At 50.7% G+C, this 14695-nt stretch carries 10 protein-coding genes and 2 pseudogenes; 8 read left to right on the forward strand and 4 right to left on the reverse strand.

The features are described from left to right. A pseudogene (locus tag ACUU1I_RS15405) lies at positions 1-510 on the reverse strand (aromatic amino acid transport family protein); the annotation flags it as partial. 254 nt (positions 511-764) lie between these two features. On the opposite strand from ACUU1I_RS15405, the gene ACUU1I_RS15410 reads away from it, so the two are divergent. The 5 genes and pseudogenes from ACUU1I_RS15410 (at position 765) to ygeA (ending at position 6384) form a co-directional block, all read left to right on the forward strand. After that, entirely contained in the window at positions 765-1913 is a 1149-nt protein-coding gene (locus ACUU1I_RS15410) for an acetyl-CoA C-acetyltransferase (protein ID WP_000656067.1), read from the forward strand. A gap of 319 nt (positions 1914-2232) precedes the next feature. Beyond that, positions 2233-3069, forward strand: coding sequence for a 5-dehydro-4-deoxy-D-glucuronate isomerase (kduI, locus tag ACUU1I_RS15415; protein ID WP_000383213.1), 837 nt, complete (start codon positions 2233-2235; stop codon positions 3067-3069). A 29-nt stretch (positions 3070-3098) separates the two neighbouring features. Further along, the gene (gene kduD, locus ACUU1I_RS15420) at positions 3099-3860 is read left to right on the forward strand and encodes a 2-dehydro-3-deoxy-D-gluconate 5-dehydrogenase KduD (protein WP_000603535.1); all 762 of its coding nucleotides are present in this window, start codon (positions 3099-3101) and stop codon (positions 3858-3860) included. Positions 3861-4174: 314 nt separating this feature from the next. Beyond that, a pseudogene (araE, locus tag ACUU1I_RS15425) lies at positions 4175-5563 on the forward strand (arabinose-proton symporter AraE). A 128-nt stretch (positions 5564-5691) separates the two neighbouring features. Beyond that, complete coding sequence (gene ygeA, locus ACUU1I_RS15430; RefSeq protein ID WP_000848639.1) at positions 5692-6384, forward strand: amino acid racemase; 693 nt, start codon at positions 5692-5694, stop codon at positions 6382-6384. Here the strand turns inward: ygeA and lysR are convergent. Further along, positions 6371-7306: a DNA-binding transcriptional regulator LysR gene (gene lysR / locus ACUU1I_RS15435; RefSeq protein ID WP_000741828.1), complete on the reverse strand. Its 936-nt coding sequence runs from the start codon at positions 7304-7306 to the stop codon at positions 6371-6373. The genes ygeA and lysR overlap by 14 nt on opposite strands. A gap of 121 nt (positions 7307-7427) precedes the next feature. Here lysR and lysA point away from each other — a divergent pair, with 121 nt between their 5' ends. Continuing rightward, the gene (gene lysA / locus ACUU1I_RS15440) at positions 7428-8690 is read left to right on the forward strand and encodes a diaminopimelate decarboxylase (protein WP_001120739.1); all 1263 of its coding nucleotides are present in this window, start codon (positions 7428-7430) and stop codon (positions 8688-8690) included. Between the two features lie 6 nt (positions 8691-8696). Here the strand turns inward: lysA and galR are convergent, their stop codons facing one another. Then, positions 8697-9728: an HTH-type transcriptional regulator GalR gene (gene galR / locus ACUU1I_RS15445; RefSeq protein ID WP_000201050.1), complete on the reverse strand. Its 1032-nt coding sequence runs from the start codon at positions 9726-9728 to the stop codon at positions 8697-8699. Between the two features lie 388 nt (positions 9729-10116). On the opposite strand from galR, the gene aas reads away from it, so the two are divergent. Together aas and lplT are read left to right on the forward strand one after the other, a co-directional pair. Then, complete coding sequence (aas, locus tag ACUU1I_RS15450; protein WP_000899047.1) at positions 10117-12276, forward strand: bifunctional acyl-ACP--phospholipid O-acyltransferase/long-chain-fatty-acid--ACP ligase; 2160 nt, start codon at positions 10117-10119, stop codon at positions 12274-12276. Continuing rightward, complete coding sequence (gene lplT / locus ACUU1I_RS15455) at positions 12269-13462, forward strand: lysophospholipid transporter LplT (RefSeq protein WP_000004636.1); 1194 nt, start codon at positions 12269-12271, stop codon at positions 13460-13462. Before aas ends, lplT begins: the two co-directional genes overlap by 8 nt. A gap of 32 nt (positions 13463-13494) precedes the next feature. On the opposite strand, the gene ACUU1I_RS15460 is transcribed toward lplT, so the two are convergent. Further along, positions 13495-14535 carry an NADP(H)-dependent aldo-keto reductase gene (locus ACUU1I_RS15460; protein ID WP_001199295.1) on the reverse strand — a complete coding sequence of 347 codons (1041 nt, stop codon included), beginning with the start codon at positions 14533-14535 and terminating at the stop codon, positions 13495-13497. Positions 14536-14695 lie beyond the last annotated feature (160 nt).

Below are 14695 nucleotides of genomic sequence, written 5' to 3' on the forward strand. Positions count from 1 at the left end.
GTAAATGGAAAGAAATAAGAAATAGGCAATCAATGGGAATACCAAAAATCCCATTACCCGAATAGTGGCATGACGTCCCATCAGAAAAATGAGATTCAGAATTAATACAACACCCAGACTCACCAACATACGGATGCGAAGATCAATAACCATATGCTTTGCCAGCTGTTCCGTAAGTGAGTTGGTAATTGCCACTGCATATATCAACACGACGACAAAAAAGGCGATGAAGTACAGCGTGGTAATCAGATTACCAATCTTCTTGCCATAGTAGTGTGTTACCGCGCCCGTTATCCCTTCACCTGCTGATGTTTTTGATGAGAGGATGAACTGGCATAAGGCTTTATGTGGCTAATATGTTAAAGGCCAGGCGACCAGAGCAGTAATAAACAGGACCACAGCCCCTGCCGAACCTAACTGAATAGGAAGGAATAGCGTGCCTGCACCAACGGCTGTGCCGTAGAGCGCGAAACTCCACAGAGTTTCTTCTTTAGACCAAATATTAGACATTATCTGAACGTATCATCTACAAATTAAACAAAATGGAGGGCAATTTACCATAAACCAAGTTAAGTATGGGAGATTAACGCCCTATCTACCCATCTATTGGTGGGTTAGTGGTTGCAAACCTTACGTGCCAGTTATGACTCTGACTACTGCTCAGGCATATTTCCTTTGTGATAAAAATCACTTTTTTTAAACAATTAAGATAACTGTAATTAACAATCATTTACTATTGCACTGTTAATTGGTGCGAGGTTGTGATGAAAGACGTTGTGGTTGTCGGGGCGTTACGGACACCTATCGGCTGCTTTCGTGGTGCGTTAGCGGGTCATTCCGCCGTGGAACTTGGTAGTCTGGTCGTGAAAGCGTTAATAGAACGTACCGGCGTTCCTGCATATGCGGTGGATGAAGTAATTCTTGGTCAGGTGTTGACTGCAGGGGCAGGGCAGAATCCGGCAAGGCAATCGGCTATTAAAGGTGGTCTTCCTAACAGCGTTTCTGCAATCACGATTAATGACGTTTGCGGTTCCGGTCTTAAAGCACTGCATCTGGCTACTCAGGCGATACAGTGTGGCGAGGCTGATATTGTCATCGCCGGTGGCCAGGAAAACATGAGCCGCGCACCACATGTTCTGACTGATAGCCGCACCGGTGCACAGCTTGGCAATAGCCAGTTGGTTGACAGTCTGGTGCATGATGGGTTGTGGGATGCCTTCAATGATTATCATATTGGTGTCACCGCCGAAAATCTGGCTCGCGAATATGGCATCAGCCGTCAGTTGCAGGATGCTTACGCACTTAGCTCGCAACAAAAAGCGCGAGCGGCGATTGACGCCGGACGATTTAAAGATGAGATCGTCCCGGTAATGATCCAAAGTAACGGTCAGACGTTGGTTGTTGATACCGATGAACAGCCACGCACTGACGCCAGTGCAGAAGGTTTAGCCCGTTTAAATCCTTCATTTGATAGTCTCGGTTCTGTGACCGCGGGGAATGCATCATCCATAAACGATGGCGCAGCTGCGGTAATGATGATGAGCGAAGCCAAAGCACGAGCGTTGAATTTACCCGTGCTGGCCCGCATCCGCGCATTTGCCAGCGTTGGTGTAGATCCGGCATTGATGGGAATTGCGCCGGTGTATGCGACCCGCCGTTGCCTGGAGCGTGTAGGCTGGCAGTTGGCTGATGTCGATCTTATCGAGGCTAATGAAGCGTTTGCTGCACAGGCGCTTTCGGTTGGCAAGATGCTTGAGTGGGATGAGCGTCGGGTCAATGTCAATGGTGGCGCGATCGCACTCGGTCACCCGATAGGCGCTTCCGGTTGCCGAATCCTGGTTTCTCTGGTTCATGAAATGGTGAAACGTAATGCCCGCAAAGGGCTGGCAACGCTTTGTATCGGCGGGGGCTAGGGCGTGGCATTGACCATTGAACGTGACGAGTAGCTCTGCATTTCCTCCTTACCGATAAATATCTGCCGTCATTAATCTGTTGAATAATGATGGCTGGCAAGTCGACATACATTTTCTGGGCTCCCTCATTTTTCCATTCTCATGACATATTCGTGATCGACACTGCACTTTTTTTAATCCTTAAATTAAAAATAAAACATTGTTTTATTTTTAATTGAAAACCCTAGCCCATGGGCATATCATCCCTTTATAGAGAAAACGAAACAGTGTTTCACTATCGTTTTCTATTTTCACGCTTCACTGATTATCGGAGGTTGATGTGGACGTAAGACAGAGCATCCACGGTGCGCACGCAAAAACGCTGGATACCCAAGGGCTGCGTAATGAATTTTTGGTTGAAAAGGTATTTGTCGCCGATGAGTACACCATGGTTTACAGCCACATTGACCGAATTATTGTTGGCGGCATTATGCCGATAACTAAAACGGTTTCCGTTGGCGGGGAAGTTGGTAAACAACTCGGCGTAAGCTATTTCCTTGAACGTCGCGAGTTAGGTGTTATCAATATTGGCGGTGCCGGTACGATTACTGTCGATGGTCAATGCTATGAAATCGGTCACCGCGACGCCCTGTATGTTGGTAAAGGTGCAAAAGAAGTTGTCTTTGCCAGTATTGATACCGCCACTCCGGCGAAGTTTTATTACAATTGCGCACCCGCGCATACGACGTATCCCACCAAAAAAGTCACACCGGACGAAGTATCTCCAGTCACGTTAGGCGATAACCTCACCAGTAACCGTCGCACGATTAACAAATATTTTGTCCCGGATGTACTGGAAACCTGTCAATTGAGTATGGGGCTGACGGAGCTGGCTCCAGGTAACTTGTGGAACACCATGCCGTGTCACACCCACGAGCGCCGGATGGAAGTTTATTTCTATTTCAATATGGATGATGACGCCTGCGTTTTCCACATGATGGGGCAGCCGCAAGAAACGCGTCACATTGTGATGCATAACGAGCAGGCGGTGATCTCCCCGAGCTGGTCGATCCATTCCGGCGTCGGAACCAAAGCTTATACCTTTATCTGGGGCATGGTCGGTGAAAACCAGGTCTTTAATGATATGGACCATGTGGCCGTTAAAGATTTGCGCTAGTTGTGGGCATAAACGAATAAGGTGTTGTTATGATTTTAAGTGCATTTTCTCTCCAAGGTAAAGTTGCGGTCGTCACTGGTTGTGATACTGGGCTGGGCCAGGGGATGGCGTTGGGGCTGGCGCAAGCGGGCTGTGACATTGTTGGCATTAACATCGTTGAACCGACTGAAACCATCGAGCAGGTCACGGCGCTGGGGCGTCGTTTTTTAAGCCTGACCGCCGATCTGCGAAAGATTGATGGCATTCCTGGACTGCTGGATCGCGCGGTAGCTGAATTTGGTCATATTGATATCCTGGTGAATAACGCCGGATTGATTCGCCGCGAAGACGCTCTCGAGTTCAGCGAAAAAGACTGGGACGATGTCATGAACCTGAATATCAAGAGCGTATTCTTCATGTCTCAGGCAGCGGCGAAACACTTTATCGCGCAAGGCAATGGCGGCAAGATTATCAATATCGCGTCAATGCTCTCCTTCCAGGGCGGGATCCGTGTGCCTTCTTATACCGCATCAAAAAGCGGAGTGATGGGTGTGACGCGATTGATGGCAAACGAATGGGCTAAACACAACATTAATGTTAATGCGATAGCTCCGGGTTACATGGCGACCAACAATACCCAACAACTGCGGGCAGATGAACAACGTAGCGCGGAAATTCTCGATCGCATTCCAGCTGGCCGTTGGGGACTGCCGAGTGACCTGATGGGGCCGGTAGTGTTTCTTGCCTCCAGCGCTTCAGATTATGTAAATGGTTATACCATTGCTGTGGATGGCGGTTGGCTGGCGCGTTAATTCATTCCTCTTACTTTTATGACCCTGCCGCATGGCAGGGTTTTTTATATCTCTAGATCATCATAATCCATATCATGGTTATGAAATAATCCATATCAATTATCAATTAATGAACTTTATGAATTTTATCTACTTTAAAATTAGGTGGTTAATAATAATCTCAATAATTCAACTTAATTTTAAAATTGGAATATCCATCACATAACGGCATGTCGCAGCAATTTAATCCATATTTATGCTGTTTCCGACCTGACACCTGTGTGAATTGTTCACGTATTTTTTCACAATGTCTTACTCTCTGCTGGCAGGAAAAAATGGTTACTATCAATACGGAATCTGCTTTAACGCCACGTTCTTTGCGTGATACGCGGCGTATGAATATGTTTGTTTCGGTAGCTGCTGCGGTCGCAGGATTGTTATTTGGTCTTGATATCGGCGTAATCGCCGGAGCGTTGCCGTTCATTACCGATCACTTTGTGCTGACCAGTCGTTTGCAGGAATGGGTGGTTAGTAGCATGATGCTCGGCGCAGCAATTGGTGCGCTGTTTAATGGTTGGCTGTCGTTCCGCCTGGGGCCATCCTGTTTGTACTCGGTTCTATAGGGTCCGCTTTTGCGACCAGCGTAGAGATGTTAATCGCCGCTCGTGTGGTGCTGGGCATTGCTGTCGGGATCGCGTCTTACACCGCTCCTCTGTATCTTTCTGAAATGGCAAGTACGTTCGCGGTAAGATGATCAGTATGTACCAGTTGATGGTCACACTCGGCATCGTGCTGGCGTTTTTATCCGATACAGCGTTCAGTTATAGCGGTAACTGGCGCGCAATGTTGGGGTTCTTGCTTTACCAGCAGTTCTGCTGATTATTCTGGTGGTCTTCCTGCCAAATAGCCCGCGCTGGCTGGCGGAAAAGGGGCGTCATATTGAGGCGGAAGAAGTGTTGCGTATGCTGCGCGATACGTCGGAAAAAGCGCGAGAAGAACTCAACGAAATTCGTGAAAGCCTGAAGTTAAAACAGGGCGGTTGGGCACTGTTTAAGATCAACCGTAACGTCCGTCGTGCTGTGTTTCTCGGTATGTTGTTGCAGGCGATGCAGCAGTTTACCGGTATGAACATCATCATGTACTACGCGCCGCGTATCTTCAAAATGGCGGGCTTTACGACCACAGAACAACAGATGATTGCGACTCTGGTCGTGGGACTGACCTTTATGTTCGCGACCTTCATTGCGGTCTTTACGGTAGATAAAGCAGGTCGTAAACCGGCTCTGAAAATTGGTTTCAGCGTGATGGCGTTAGGCACTCTGGTGCTGGGCTATTGCCTGATGCAGTTTGATAACGGTACGGCTTCCAGTGGCTTGTCCTGGCTCTCTGTTGGCATGACGATGATGTGTATTGCCGGTTATGCGATGAGCGCCGCGCCAGTGGTGTGGATCCTGTGCTCTGAAATTCAGCCGCTGAAATGCCGCGATTTCGGTATTACCTGTTCGACGACGACAAACTGGGTGTCGAATATGATTATCGGCGCGGCCTTCCTGACACTGCTTGATAGCATTGGCGCTGCCGGTACGTTCTGGCTCTACACTGCGTTGAACATTGCGTTTGTGGGCATTACTTTCTGGCTCATTCCGGAAACCAAAAATGTCACGCTGGAACATATCGAACGCAAACTGATGGCAGGCGAGAAGTTGAGAAATATCGGCGTCTGATTTCACGGGCCGGATGTGCTGTACATCCGGCCCTTTTTTCGTTAATAGAGATTGGGCACCTGGCCGTTGAGGCGTTTGTCTCGTTCCTTATTCAGCCTTGTTGCGGTAACACACATCAGGAGAGAGGAATGAAAACAATTGGTTTGCTGGGAGGAATGAGCTGGGAATCCACCATTCCTTACTATCGTCTGATAAATGAAGGCATTAAACAGCGGCTTGGTGGGCTTCACTCTGCGCAAATGCTGCTACATAGCGTCGATTTTCATGAAATAGAAGAGTGCCAGCGTCGCGGGGAATGGGATAAAACCGGGGACATTCTGGCTGAGGCGGCGCTTGGCTTACAGCGGGCGGGCGCAGAAGGTATTGTGTTATGTACCAATACGATGCATAAAGTGGCGGATGCCATTGAGTCACGTTGCACTCTGCCTTTTTTACACATTGCGGATGCCACCGGACGTGCAATTACCGGGGCCGGAATGACTCGTGTGGCGCTGCTGGGTACGCGTTACACCATGGAACAGGATTTTTATCGCGGGCGGCTGACGGAACAATTTTCCATCAATTGTCTTATTCCTGAAGCGGATGAACGGGCGAAAATTAATCAGATTATTTTTGAAGAACTGTGTCTGGGGAAATTTACCGAAGCGTCACGCGCTTATTATGCGCAAGTGATTGCTCGCCTTGCAGAACAGGGCGCACAGGGCGTCATTTTTGGCTGCACAGAAATTGGTTTACTGGTGCCAGAAGAGCGCAGTGTTTTGCCTGTGTTTGATACCGCGTCGATCCATGCCGAGGATGCTGTCGCTTTTATGCTGTCGTAGCTGACGACAAAATAGCGTCAAGAGAAGTGACCAGTTTCGGTAACCCCGCTTGTAAATGCCCACTAAACGCCTGAACCAGCGCTGATGACGGGCGGTGCAGGGGGCGGATCAGGCTGACGGTGAACGGAACCGCAATACTGAACCGCCGCACCACTAAACCGCTTGCCGCATAATCTAGTGCGGTGAGCGGGTTAACCACCGAAACACCTACCCCCGCCCGTACCATTGCGCAGACTGACGCGGCGCTGTGGGTTTCTACGATCATGCGTCGTTTAACCTGATGTTCAGTAAATAGCTGATCCAGCAACTGGCGATAGCTGTCAGTACGGGAAAGGCTGATGTAATTCTCACCCTGAAAATCATCCGGCGTTAATACCTTTTTTACCGCCAGCGGATGACCCGGAGGTAACACACACACTTCATCTAAAGAGAGTAATTCGGTACGTTCTGTTCCCGCAGGCGTATGGAGTGTCTCAGTGAGTCCTAAATCATGACGCTGGGCCGAGAGCCACTCTTCAAGTAGCGGTGATTCCTGGGGCACGATATTTAAGCTGACATCGGGATAACGTGCCAGAAAGGGTTGCAGGAGCTGCGGTAAAAAAGATTGCGAAAAGACCGGCAGGCAGGCAATAGACAGTTCTCCCTGGCGAAACTCGCGCAGACTTTCTGCGGCGCTGACAATGCGATCCAGTCCGTACCAGGATCGTTGCACTTCTTCAAACAGACGCAGTCCTTGCACGGTAGGATGTAATCGTCCACGTACGCGCTCAAACAATTTCAGCCCGATCACCTTCTCAAAGCGCGCCAGTTCGCGGCTGACGGTTGGCTGTGAGGTGTGTAGCAGGTGTGCTGCCTCAGTCAGGCTTCCGGCGGTCATTACCGCATGAAAAATTTCAATATGACGTAAGTTAACGGCGGCCATTAGCGCTCTCTCGCAATCCGGTAATCCATATCATTTTTGCATAGATTCGACATAAATCGATATTTTTTATTCTTTTTATGATGTGGCGTAATCATAAAAAAGCACTCATCTGGAGTTTGTTATGCCACATTCACTGTTCAGCACCGATACCGATCTCACCGCCGAAAATCTGCTGCGTTTGCCCGCTGAATTTGGCTGCCCGGTGTGGGTCTACGATGCGCAAATTATTCGTCGGCAGATAGCAGCGCTGAAACAGTTTGAAGTGGTGCGCTTTGCACAGAAAGCCTGTTCCAATATTCATATTTTGCGCTTAATGCGTGAGCAGGGCGTGAAAGTGGATTCCGTCTCGTTAGGCGAAATAGAGCGTGCGTTGGCGGCGGGTTACAATCCGCAAACGCACCCCGATGATATTGTTTTTACGGCAGATGTTATCGATCAGGCGACGCTTGAACGCGTCAGTGAATTGCAAATTCCGGTGAATGCGGGTTCTGTTGATATGCTCGACCAACTGGGCCAGGTTTCGCCAGGGCATCGGGTATGGCTGCGCGTTAATCCGGGGTTTGGTCACGGACATAGCCAAAAAACCAATACCGGTGGCGAAAACAGCAAGCACGGTATCTGGTACACCGATCTGCCCGCCGCACTGGACGTGATACAACGTCATCATCTGCAGCTAGTCGGCATTCACATGCACATTGGTTCTGGCGTTGATTATGCCCATCTGGAGCAGGTGTGTGGTGCTATGGTGCGTCAGGTCATCGAATTCGGTCAGGATTTACAGGCTATTTCTGCGGGCGGTGGGCTTTCTATTCCTTATCAACAGGGTGAAGAGGCGGTTGATACCGAACATTATTATGGTCTGTGGAATGCCGCGCGTGAGCAAATCGCTCGCCATTTGGGCCACCCTGTGAAACTGGAAATTGAACCGGGTCGCTTCCTGGTAGCGCAGTCTGGCGTATTAATTACTCAGGTGCGGAGCGTCAAACAAATGGGTAGCCGCCACTTTGTGCTGGTTGATGCCGGGTTCAACGATCTGATGCGCCCGGCAATGTACGGTAGTTACCACCATATCAGTGCCCTGGCAGCTGATGGTCGTTCTCTGGAACACGCGCCAACGGTGGAAACCGTCGTCGCCGGGCCGTTATGTGAATCGGGCGATGTCTTTACCCAGCAGGAAGGGGGAAATGTTGAAACCCGCGCCTTGCCGGAAGTGAAGGCAGGTGATTATCTGGTACTGCATGATACAGGGGCATATGGCGCATCAATGTCATCCAACTACAATAGCCGTCCGCTGTTACCAGAAGTTCTGTTTGATAATGGTCAGGCGCGGTTGATTCGCCGTCGCCAGACCATCGAAGAATTACTGGCGCTGGAATTGCTTTAACTGCGGTTAGTCGCTGGTTGCATGATGACTTGCCTCCAGCGACGGAGTTGACACTGAATGACGACGTACCAGCGTCGGACTAAATACATTAGTAATTTCCGGGAGAGGGCGATTATCCGCCAGTGCCAAAGCCAGTTCGGCAGCCTGGGTCGCCATCGTTACGATTGGGTAACGCACGGTGGTCAGGCGCGGACGCACATAGCGTGACACCAGCACATCATCAAAGCCAATTAACGAAATCTCACCCGGTACATCAATACCATTATCATTGAGAACGCCCATCGCGCCCGCCGCCATTGAATCGTTATAACAGGCTACCGCAGTGAAATTTCTTCCTCGTCCCAAAAGCTCGGTCATTGCCTGTTCGCCGCCGTTTTCGTCTGGTTCGCCAAATGTCACCAGCCGATCATTGGCCGGAATACCACTTTCAGCAAGGGCATCGTAATACCCTTGCAGACGATCTTCGGCGTCAGAAATAGAGTGGTTAGAGCACAGATAACCAATGCGGGTATGACCTTGCTGAATTAAATGACGCGTTGCCAGCCAGGCACCGTAACGATCGTCAAGAGCAATACAACGGTTTTCAAAGCCAGGCAGGATACGGTTGATCAGCACCATACCGGGCATTTGTTTCATTAATGAGGCTAAATCGGCATCCGGGATCATTTTGGCATGGACGACCAACGCAGCACAGCGATGGCGGATCAGTTGCTCAATAGCCTGACGCTCTTTTTGTTCGTTGTGGTAACCGTTGCCAATCAATAAGAAATTACCGGTGTGATAAGCCACCTGTTCGACCGCTTTCACCATTGCACCGAAAAACGGATCGGAAACATCACCAACGATCAGACCGACCGTTTCAGTGGTCTGCTGCGCCAGCGCACGGGCGTTGGCGTTCGGGTGATAGCTAAGAGACTCCATTGCACTATGCACAGCCAGCCGGGAAGCTTCGCTGGCTTTGGGTGAATTATTAATGACGCGGGAAACGGTGGCGACTGAAACGCCTGCCAGTCGGGCTACATCCTTTATGGTCGCCATGAAAATACCTTAGTGGGTAAACGCTTACATTGTTTCAGTGTTACGGAAAACGCCCGTTGGTTCAAGGGGTGGCGTGTTTTCATCGTGGGAATGTGAGCCAAACGCAAATAAGTAAGACAAAAAAAGAGATTGCAAACCTTTGGTTACACTTTGCGAAACGCTGTTGCGATTGACCGCTGGTGGCGTTTGGCTTCAGGTTGCTAAAGTGGTGATCCCAGAGGTATTGATTGGTGAGATTATTCGGTACGCTCTTCGTACCCTGTCTCTTGCACCAACCTGCGCGGATGCGCAGGTTTTTTTTCGCACCTAATTTACTGTCGCTCGCGTTCTTTATCTCGTGTAATCTCCCTCCATTCGCTTTTACTGAATCAGAGCAAAGGGAGTTGGAATGCTTTTTAGCTTTTTTCGAAATTTGTGCCGTGTTTTGTATCGCGTTCGCGTTACGGGTGACACCCAGGCACTGAAGGGCGAGCGCGTTCTAATTACGCCTAATCACGTCTCTTTTATTGATGGCATTTTGCTTGGACTGTTTTTACCTGTGCGTCCAGTGTTTGCCGTTTACACCTCAATAAGCCAACAGTGGTATATGCGTTGGCTGAAATCATTTATCGACTTTGTTCCTCTCGACCCGACGCAACCTATGGCTATTAAACATCTGGTACGTCTGGTGGAACAGGGCCGACCAGTGGTGATTTTCCCTGAAGGACGCATCACCACTACAGGCTCGCTGATGAAAATCTACGATGGCGCGGGTTTTGTCGCGGCGAAGTCTGGTGCAACGGTTATTCCTGTGCGTATTGAAGGGGCGGAACTTACGCACTTCAGCCGCCTGAAAGGTCTGGTTAAACGTCGCTTGTTCCCGCAAATTACTCTGCATATTTTGCCTCCAACGCAGGTGGCGATGCCGGATGCGCCGCGTGCCCGTGACCGTCGCAAAATCGCTGGCGAAATGCTGCATCAAATAATGATGGAAGCGCGTATGGCGGTGCGCCCGCGTGAAACTCTGTACGAATCTTTACTGAGTGCAATGTACCGCTTCGGAGCCGGGAAGAAATGTGTCGAAGACGTCAACTTTACCCCAGACTCCTATCGCAAATTGCTTACGAAAACGCTGTTTGTTGGACGCATCCTTGAAAAATACAGTGTTGAAGGCGAACGCATCGGCTTAATGCTGCCCAATGCAGGCATCAGTGCGGCAGTGATTTTTGGGGCCATCGCGCGTCGCCGCATTCCCGCAATGATGAACTACACTGCCGGGGTAAAAGGGCTGACCAGTGCTATTACGGCGGCTGAAATCAAAACCATCTTCACTTCCCGCCAGTTTCTCGATAAAGGCAAACTCTGGCATCTGCCGGAGCAACTTACTCAGGTGCGCTGGGTCTATCTGGAAGATTTAAAAGCAGATGTCACCACTGCCGACAAAGTATGGATCTTCGCTCATTTGCTGATGCCGCGCCTGGCGCAGGTAAAACAGCAGCCGGAAGAAGAGGCGCTGATCCTCTTTACCTCCGGTTCTGAAGGCCATCCAAAAGGCGTCGTCCATAGCCATAAAAGCATTCTGGCGAACGTCGAGCAGATTAAAACGATTGCCGACTTCACCACCAACGATCGCTTTATGTCGGCATTACCGCTGTTTCACTCCTTTGGGCTGACGGTAGGCCTGTTTACGCCACTGCTTACAGGTGCAGAAGTGTTCCTTTATCCAAGCCCGCTGCATTACCGCATTGTGCCGGACTTGGTGTATGACCGCAGTTGCACCGTGTTGTTCGGTACCTCGACTTTCCTCGGTCACTACGCGCGTTTCGCCAACCCGTATGACTTCTATCGTCTACGCTATGTGGTGGCAGGCGCAGAAAAACTACAAGAAAGTACCAAACAGCTTTGGCAGGATAAATTTGGCCTGCGCATCCTTGAAGGCTACGGTGTGACCGAATGCGCGCCTGTCGTTTCTATCAACGTACCGATGGCGGCGAAACCCGGTACGGTAGGGCGTATTCTACCAGGAATGGATGCACGCCTGTTGTCGGTCCCTGGTATCGAAGAGGGCGGACGCCTGCAACTGAAAGGGCCGAACATAATGAACGGCTATCTGCGGGTGGAGAAGCCAGGTGTACTGGAAGTGCCCACCGCCGAGAATGTTCGCGGCGAAATGGAGCGCGGCTGGTATGACACTGGCGATATTGTGCGTTTTGACGAGCAGGGCTTTGTGCAGATTCAGGGCCGCGCAAAACGCTTTGCCAAAATTGCAGGCGAAATGGTGTCGCTGGAAATGGTGGAACAACTGGCACTTGGTGTTTCGCCAGATAAAGTCCATGCCACTGCGATTAAGAGCGATGCCAGCAAAGGCGAGGCACTGGTGCTTTTCACCACAGATAACGAACTGACGCGCGATAAGTTGCAACAGTATGCCCGCGAGCACGGCGTGCCGGAGCTTGCTGTACCGCGCGATATTCGCTATCTGAAACAGATGCCATTACTTGGCAGCGGCAAACCTGACTTTGTCACGTTGAAAAGCTGGGTAGACGAAGCGGAACAACACGATGAGTGAGTCAGTGCACACTAACACTTCGTTGTGGTCGAAGGGGATGAAAGCGGTTATCGTGGCGCAGTTTCTCTCTGCGTTTGGCGATAACGCGCTACTGTTTGCCACTCTGGCGTTACTGAAAGCGCAGTTCTATCCGGAGTGGAGCCAGCCCATCCTGCAAATGGTGTTTGTAGGTGCTTACATTCTTTTGGCGCCGTTTGTCGGGCAGGTGGCGGATAGCTTCGCCAAAGGCCGGGTGATGATGTTTGCCAACGGCCTGAAGCTGCTGGGCGCAGCCAGTATCTGCTTTGGTATCAATCCGTTTCTCGGCTATACGCTGGTGGGTGTTGGTGCTGCAGCCTATTCACCGGCGAAATACGGTATTCTCGGCGAATTAACCACGGGTAGTAAGTTAGTAAAAGCTAACGGTTTAATGGAAGCTTCTGCCATAGCGGCGATTTTACTCGGTTCCGTAGCCGGTGGTGTGCTGGCTGACTGGCATGTCCTGGTCGCCCTGGCCGCATGCGCACTGGCCTACGGTGGTGCGGTCGTTGCCAATATCTACATTCCCAAACTGGCGGCGGCGCGTCCGGGGCAGTCCTGGAATCTCATCAACATGACCCGCAGTTTCCTGAATGCCTGCACCTCGCTATGGTGCAATGGTGAAACGCGTTTTTCGCTGGTGGGCACCAGTTTATTCTGGGGAGCGGGTGTCACGCTGCGTTTCCTGTTGGTGCTGTGGGTACCGGTGGCGCTGGGCATTACCGATAACGCTACGCCGACCTATCTCAACGCGATGGTAGCGATTGGTATCGTGGTTGGCGCAGGTGCGGCAGCGAAGCTGGTTACGCTGGAAACCGTGTCACGCTGTATGCCAGCCGGGATTTTGATTGGCGTGGTGGTACTGATTTTCTCCCTGCAACACGAGCTGCTGCCAGCCTATGCCTTGTTGATGCTGATTGGCGTGCTGGGGGGCTTTTTTGTCGTTCCGCTCAATGCGTTGCTACAGGAGCGGGGTAAAAAAAGCGTCGGGGCGGGGAATGCGATTGCAGTACAAAACCTTGGCGAAAACAGCGCCATGTTGTTGATGCTGGGCATTTACTCGCTGGCGGTAATGGTAGGCATCCCGGTCGTGCCCATTGGCATTGGCTTCGGTGCGCTATTTGCGCTGGCAATAACGGCGCTGTGGATCTGGCAGCGCCGTCATTAATATTTAACGCCGGTTTTAACCGGCGTTAATCTTTATGGTGCAGGATAAGTATAAACCTGATGTACCGCTTCAATTTCAGCTAATACGTCTTCGCTTAACTCCAGATGCAAACTTTCGATGTTAGTTTTCAGCTGATCCATCGTGGTTGCGCCCAGCAGAGTGCTGGCAACAAACGGTTGACGGCGAACAAACGCGAGCGCCATCTGAGCAGGATCAAGGCCATGACGTCTGGCGATATCAACATACGCCGCGACGGCTTTTTGCGTTTGCTCACCGCTATAGCGGGTGAACCGACTAAAGAGCGTATTACGTGCGCCAGCGGGTTTTGCACCATTGAGATATTTCCCGGTCAGCGTGCCGAAACCCAGGCACGAATAGGCCAGCAGTTCGACCCCTTCATACTGGCTGACTTCTGCCAGACCTACTTCAAAACTGCGGTTTAACAGACTGTAAGGGTTCTGAATGGTGACAATACGCGGCAGATCGTGTTTGTCCGCCAGATGCAGGTAGCGCATTACGCCAAATGCAGTTTCGTTCGACACGCCGATATAACGAATTTTTCCCGCGCGTTGGTACTCTGCCAGTGCGTCCAGCGTATCCAGCAGCGAAACCGCAGGCGCAGAATCCGTCCAGCTATAACCGAGTTTGCCGAAGCAGTTGGTCGGGCGCTGCGGCCAGTGCACCTGATAAAGATCGAGGTAATCAGTCTGTAGGCGCTTGAGGCTGTCATGCAGCGCTTCGCGGATATTCTTCCGATCCAGCGCCTGATCCGGGCGGATGCCCTTGTCATTATTGCGCGACGGTCCGCTCACTTTGGAGGCGATAATTAACTTTTCGCGGCTGCCATGTTTCGCCAGCCAGTTGCCGACGTAGGTTTCGGTTAACCCTTGCGTTTCGGGGCGCGGAGGTACTGGGTACATTTCGGCAACGTCGATAAGGTTAATGCCCTGAGCGACGGCATAGTCGAGTTGTGCGTGGGCGTCGGCTTCGCTGTTCTGTTCACCAAACGTCATCGTGCCAAGCCCCAGCGTGCTGACTTCCAGCGAACTGTGGGGTATACGGTGATATTGCATAGCCGTTTCCTTTTTATAATCACGACATAAGGAATATAAAAATGGCAGAGGGAAGGGAAAAGGGAAAGAGAAAAATCTTAAGGCCAGCCGGATGCTGACCTTATTTGTTAACGTTCAATAATTTGCGAAACATCATCACGGTTAATTTGCATCGCGTTAC

It is taken from the genome of Shigella sp. SIG3 (assembly GCF_053555855.1).

Excerpts from the sequence above, each read along its gene's own strand:
- ACUU1I_RS15410 (WP_000656067.1), top strand. The coding sequence starts at position 765 with ATGAAAGACGTTGTGGTTGTCGGGGCGTTACGGACACCTATCGGCTGC.
- kduD (WP_000603535.1), top strand. The coding sequence starts at position 3,099 with ATGATTTTAAGTGCATTTTCTCTCCAAGGTAAAGTTGCGGTCGTCACT.
- ygeA (WP_000848639.1), top strand. The coding sequence starts at position 5,692 with ATGAAAACAATTGGTTTGCTGGGAGGAATGAGCTGGGAATCCACCATT.
- lysR (WP_000741828.1), bottom strand. The coding sequence starts at position 7,306 with ATGGCCGCCGTTAACTTACGTCATATTGAAATTTTTCATGCGGTAATG.
- lysA (WP_001120739.1), top strand. The coding sequence starts at position 7,428 with ATGCCACATTCACTGTTCAGCACCGATACCGATCTCACCGCCGAAAAT.
- galR (WP_000201050.1), bottom strand. The coding sequence starts at position 9,728 with ATGGCGACCATAAAGGATGTAGCCCGACTGGCAGGCGTTTCAGTCGCC.
- aas (WP_000899047.1), top strand. The coding sequence starts at position 10,117 with ATGCTTTTTAGCTTTTTTCGAAATTTGTGCCGTGTTTTGTATCGCGTT.
- lplT (WP_000004636.1), top strand. The coding sequence starts at position 12,269 with ATGAGTGAGTCAGTGCACACTAACACTTCGTTGTGGTCGAAGGGGATG.
- ACUU1I_RS15460 (WP_001199295.1), bottom strand. The coding sequence starts at position 14,535 with ATGCAATATCACCGTATACCCCACAGTTCGCTGGAAGTCAGCACGCTG.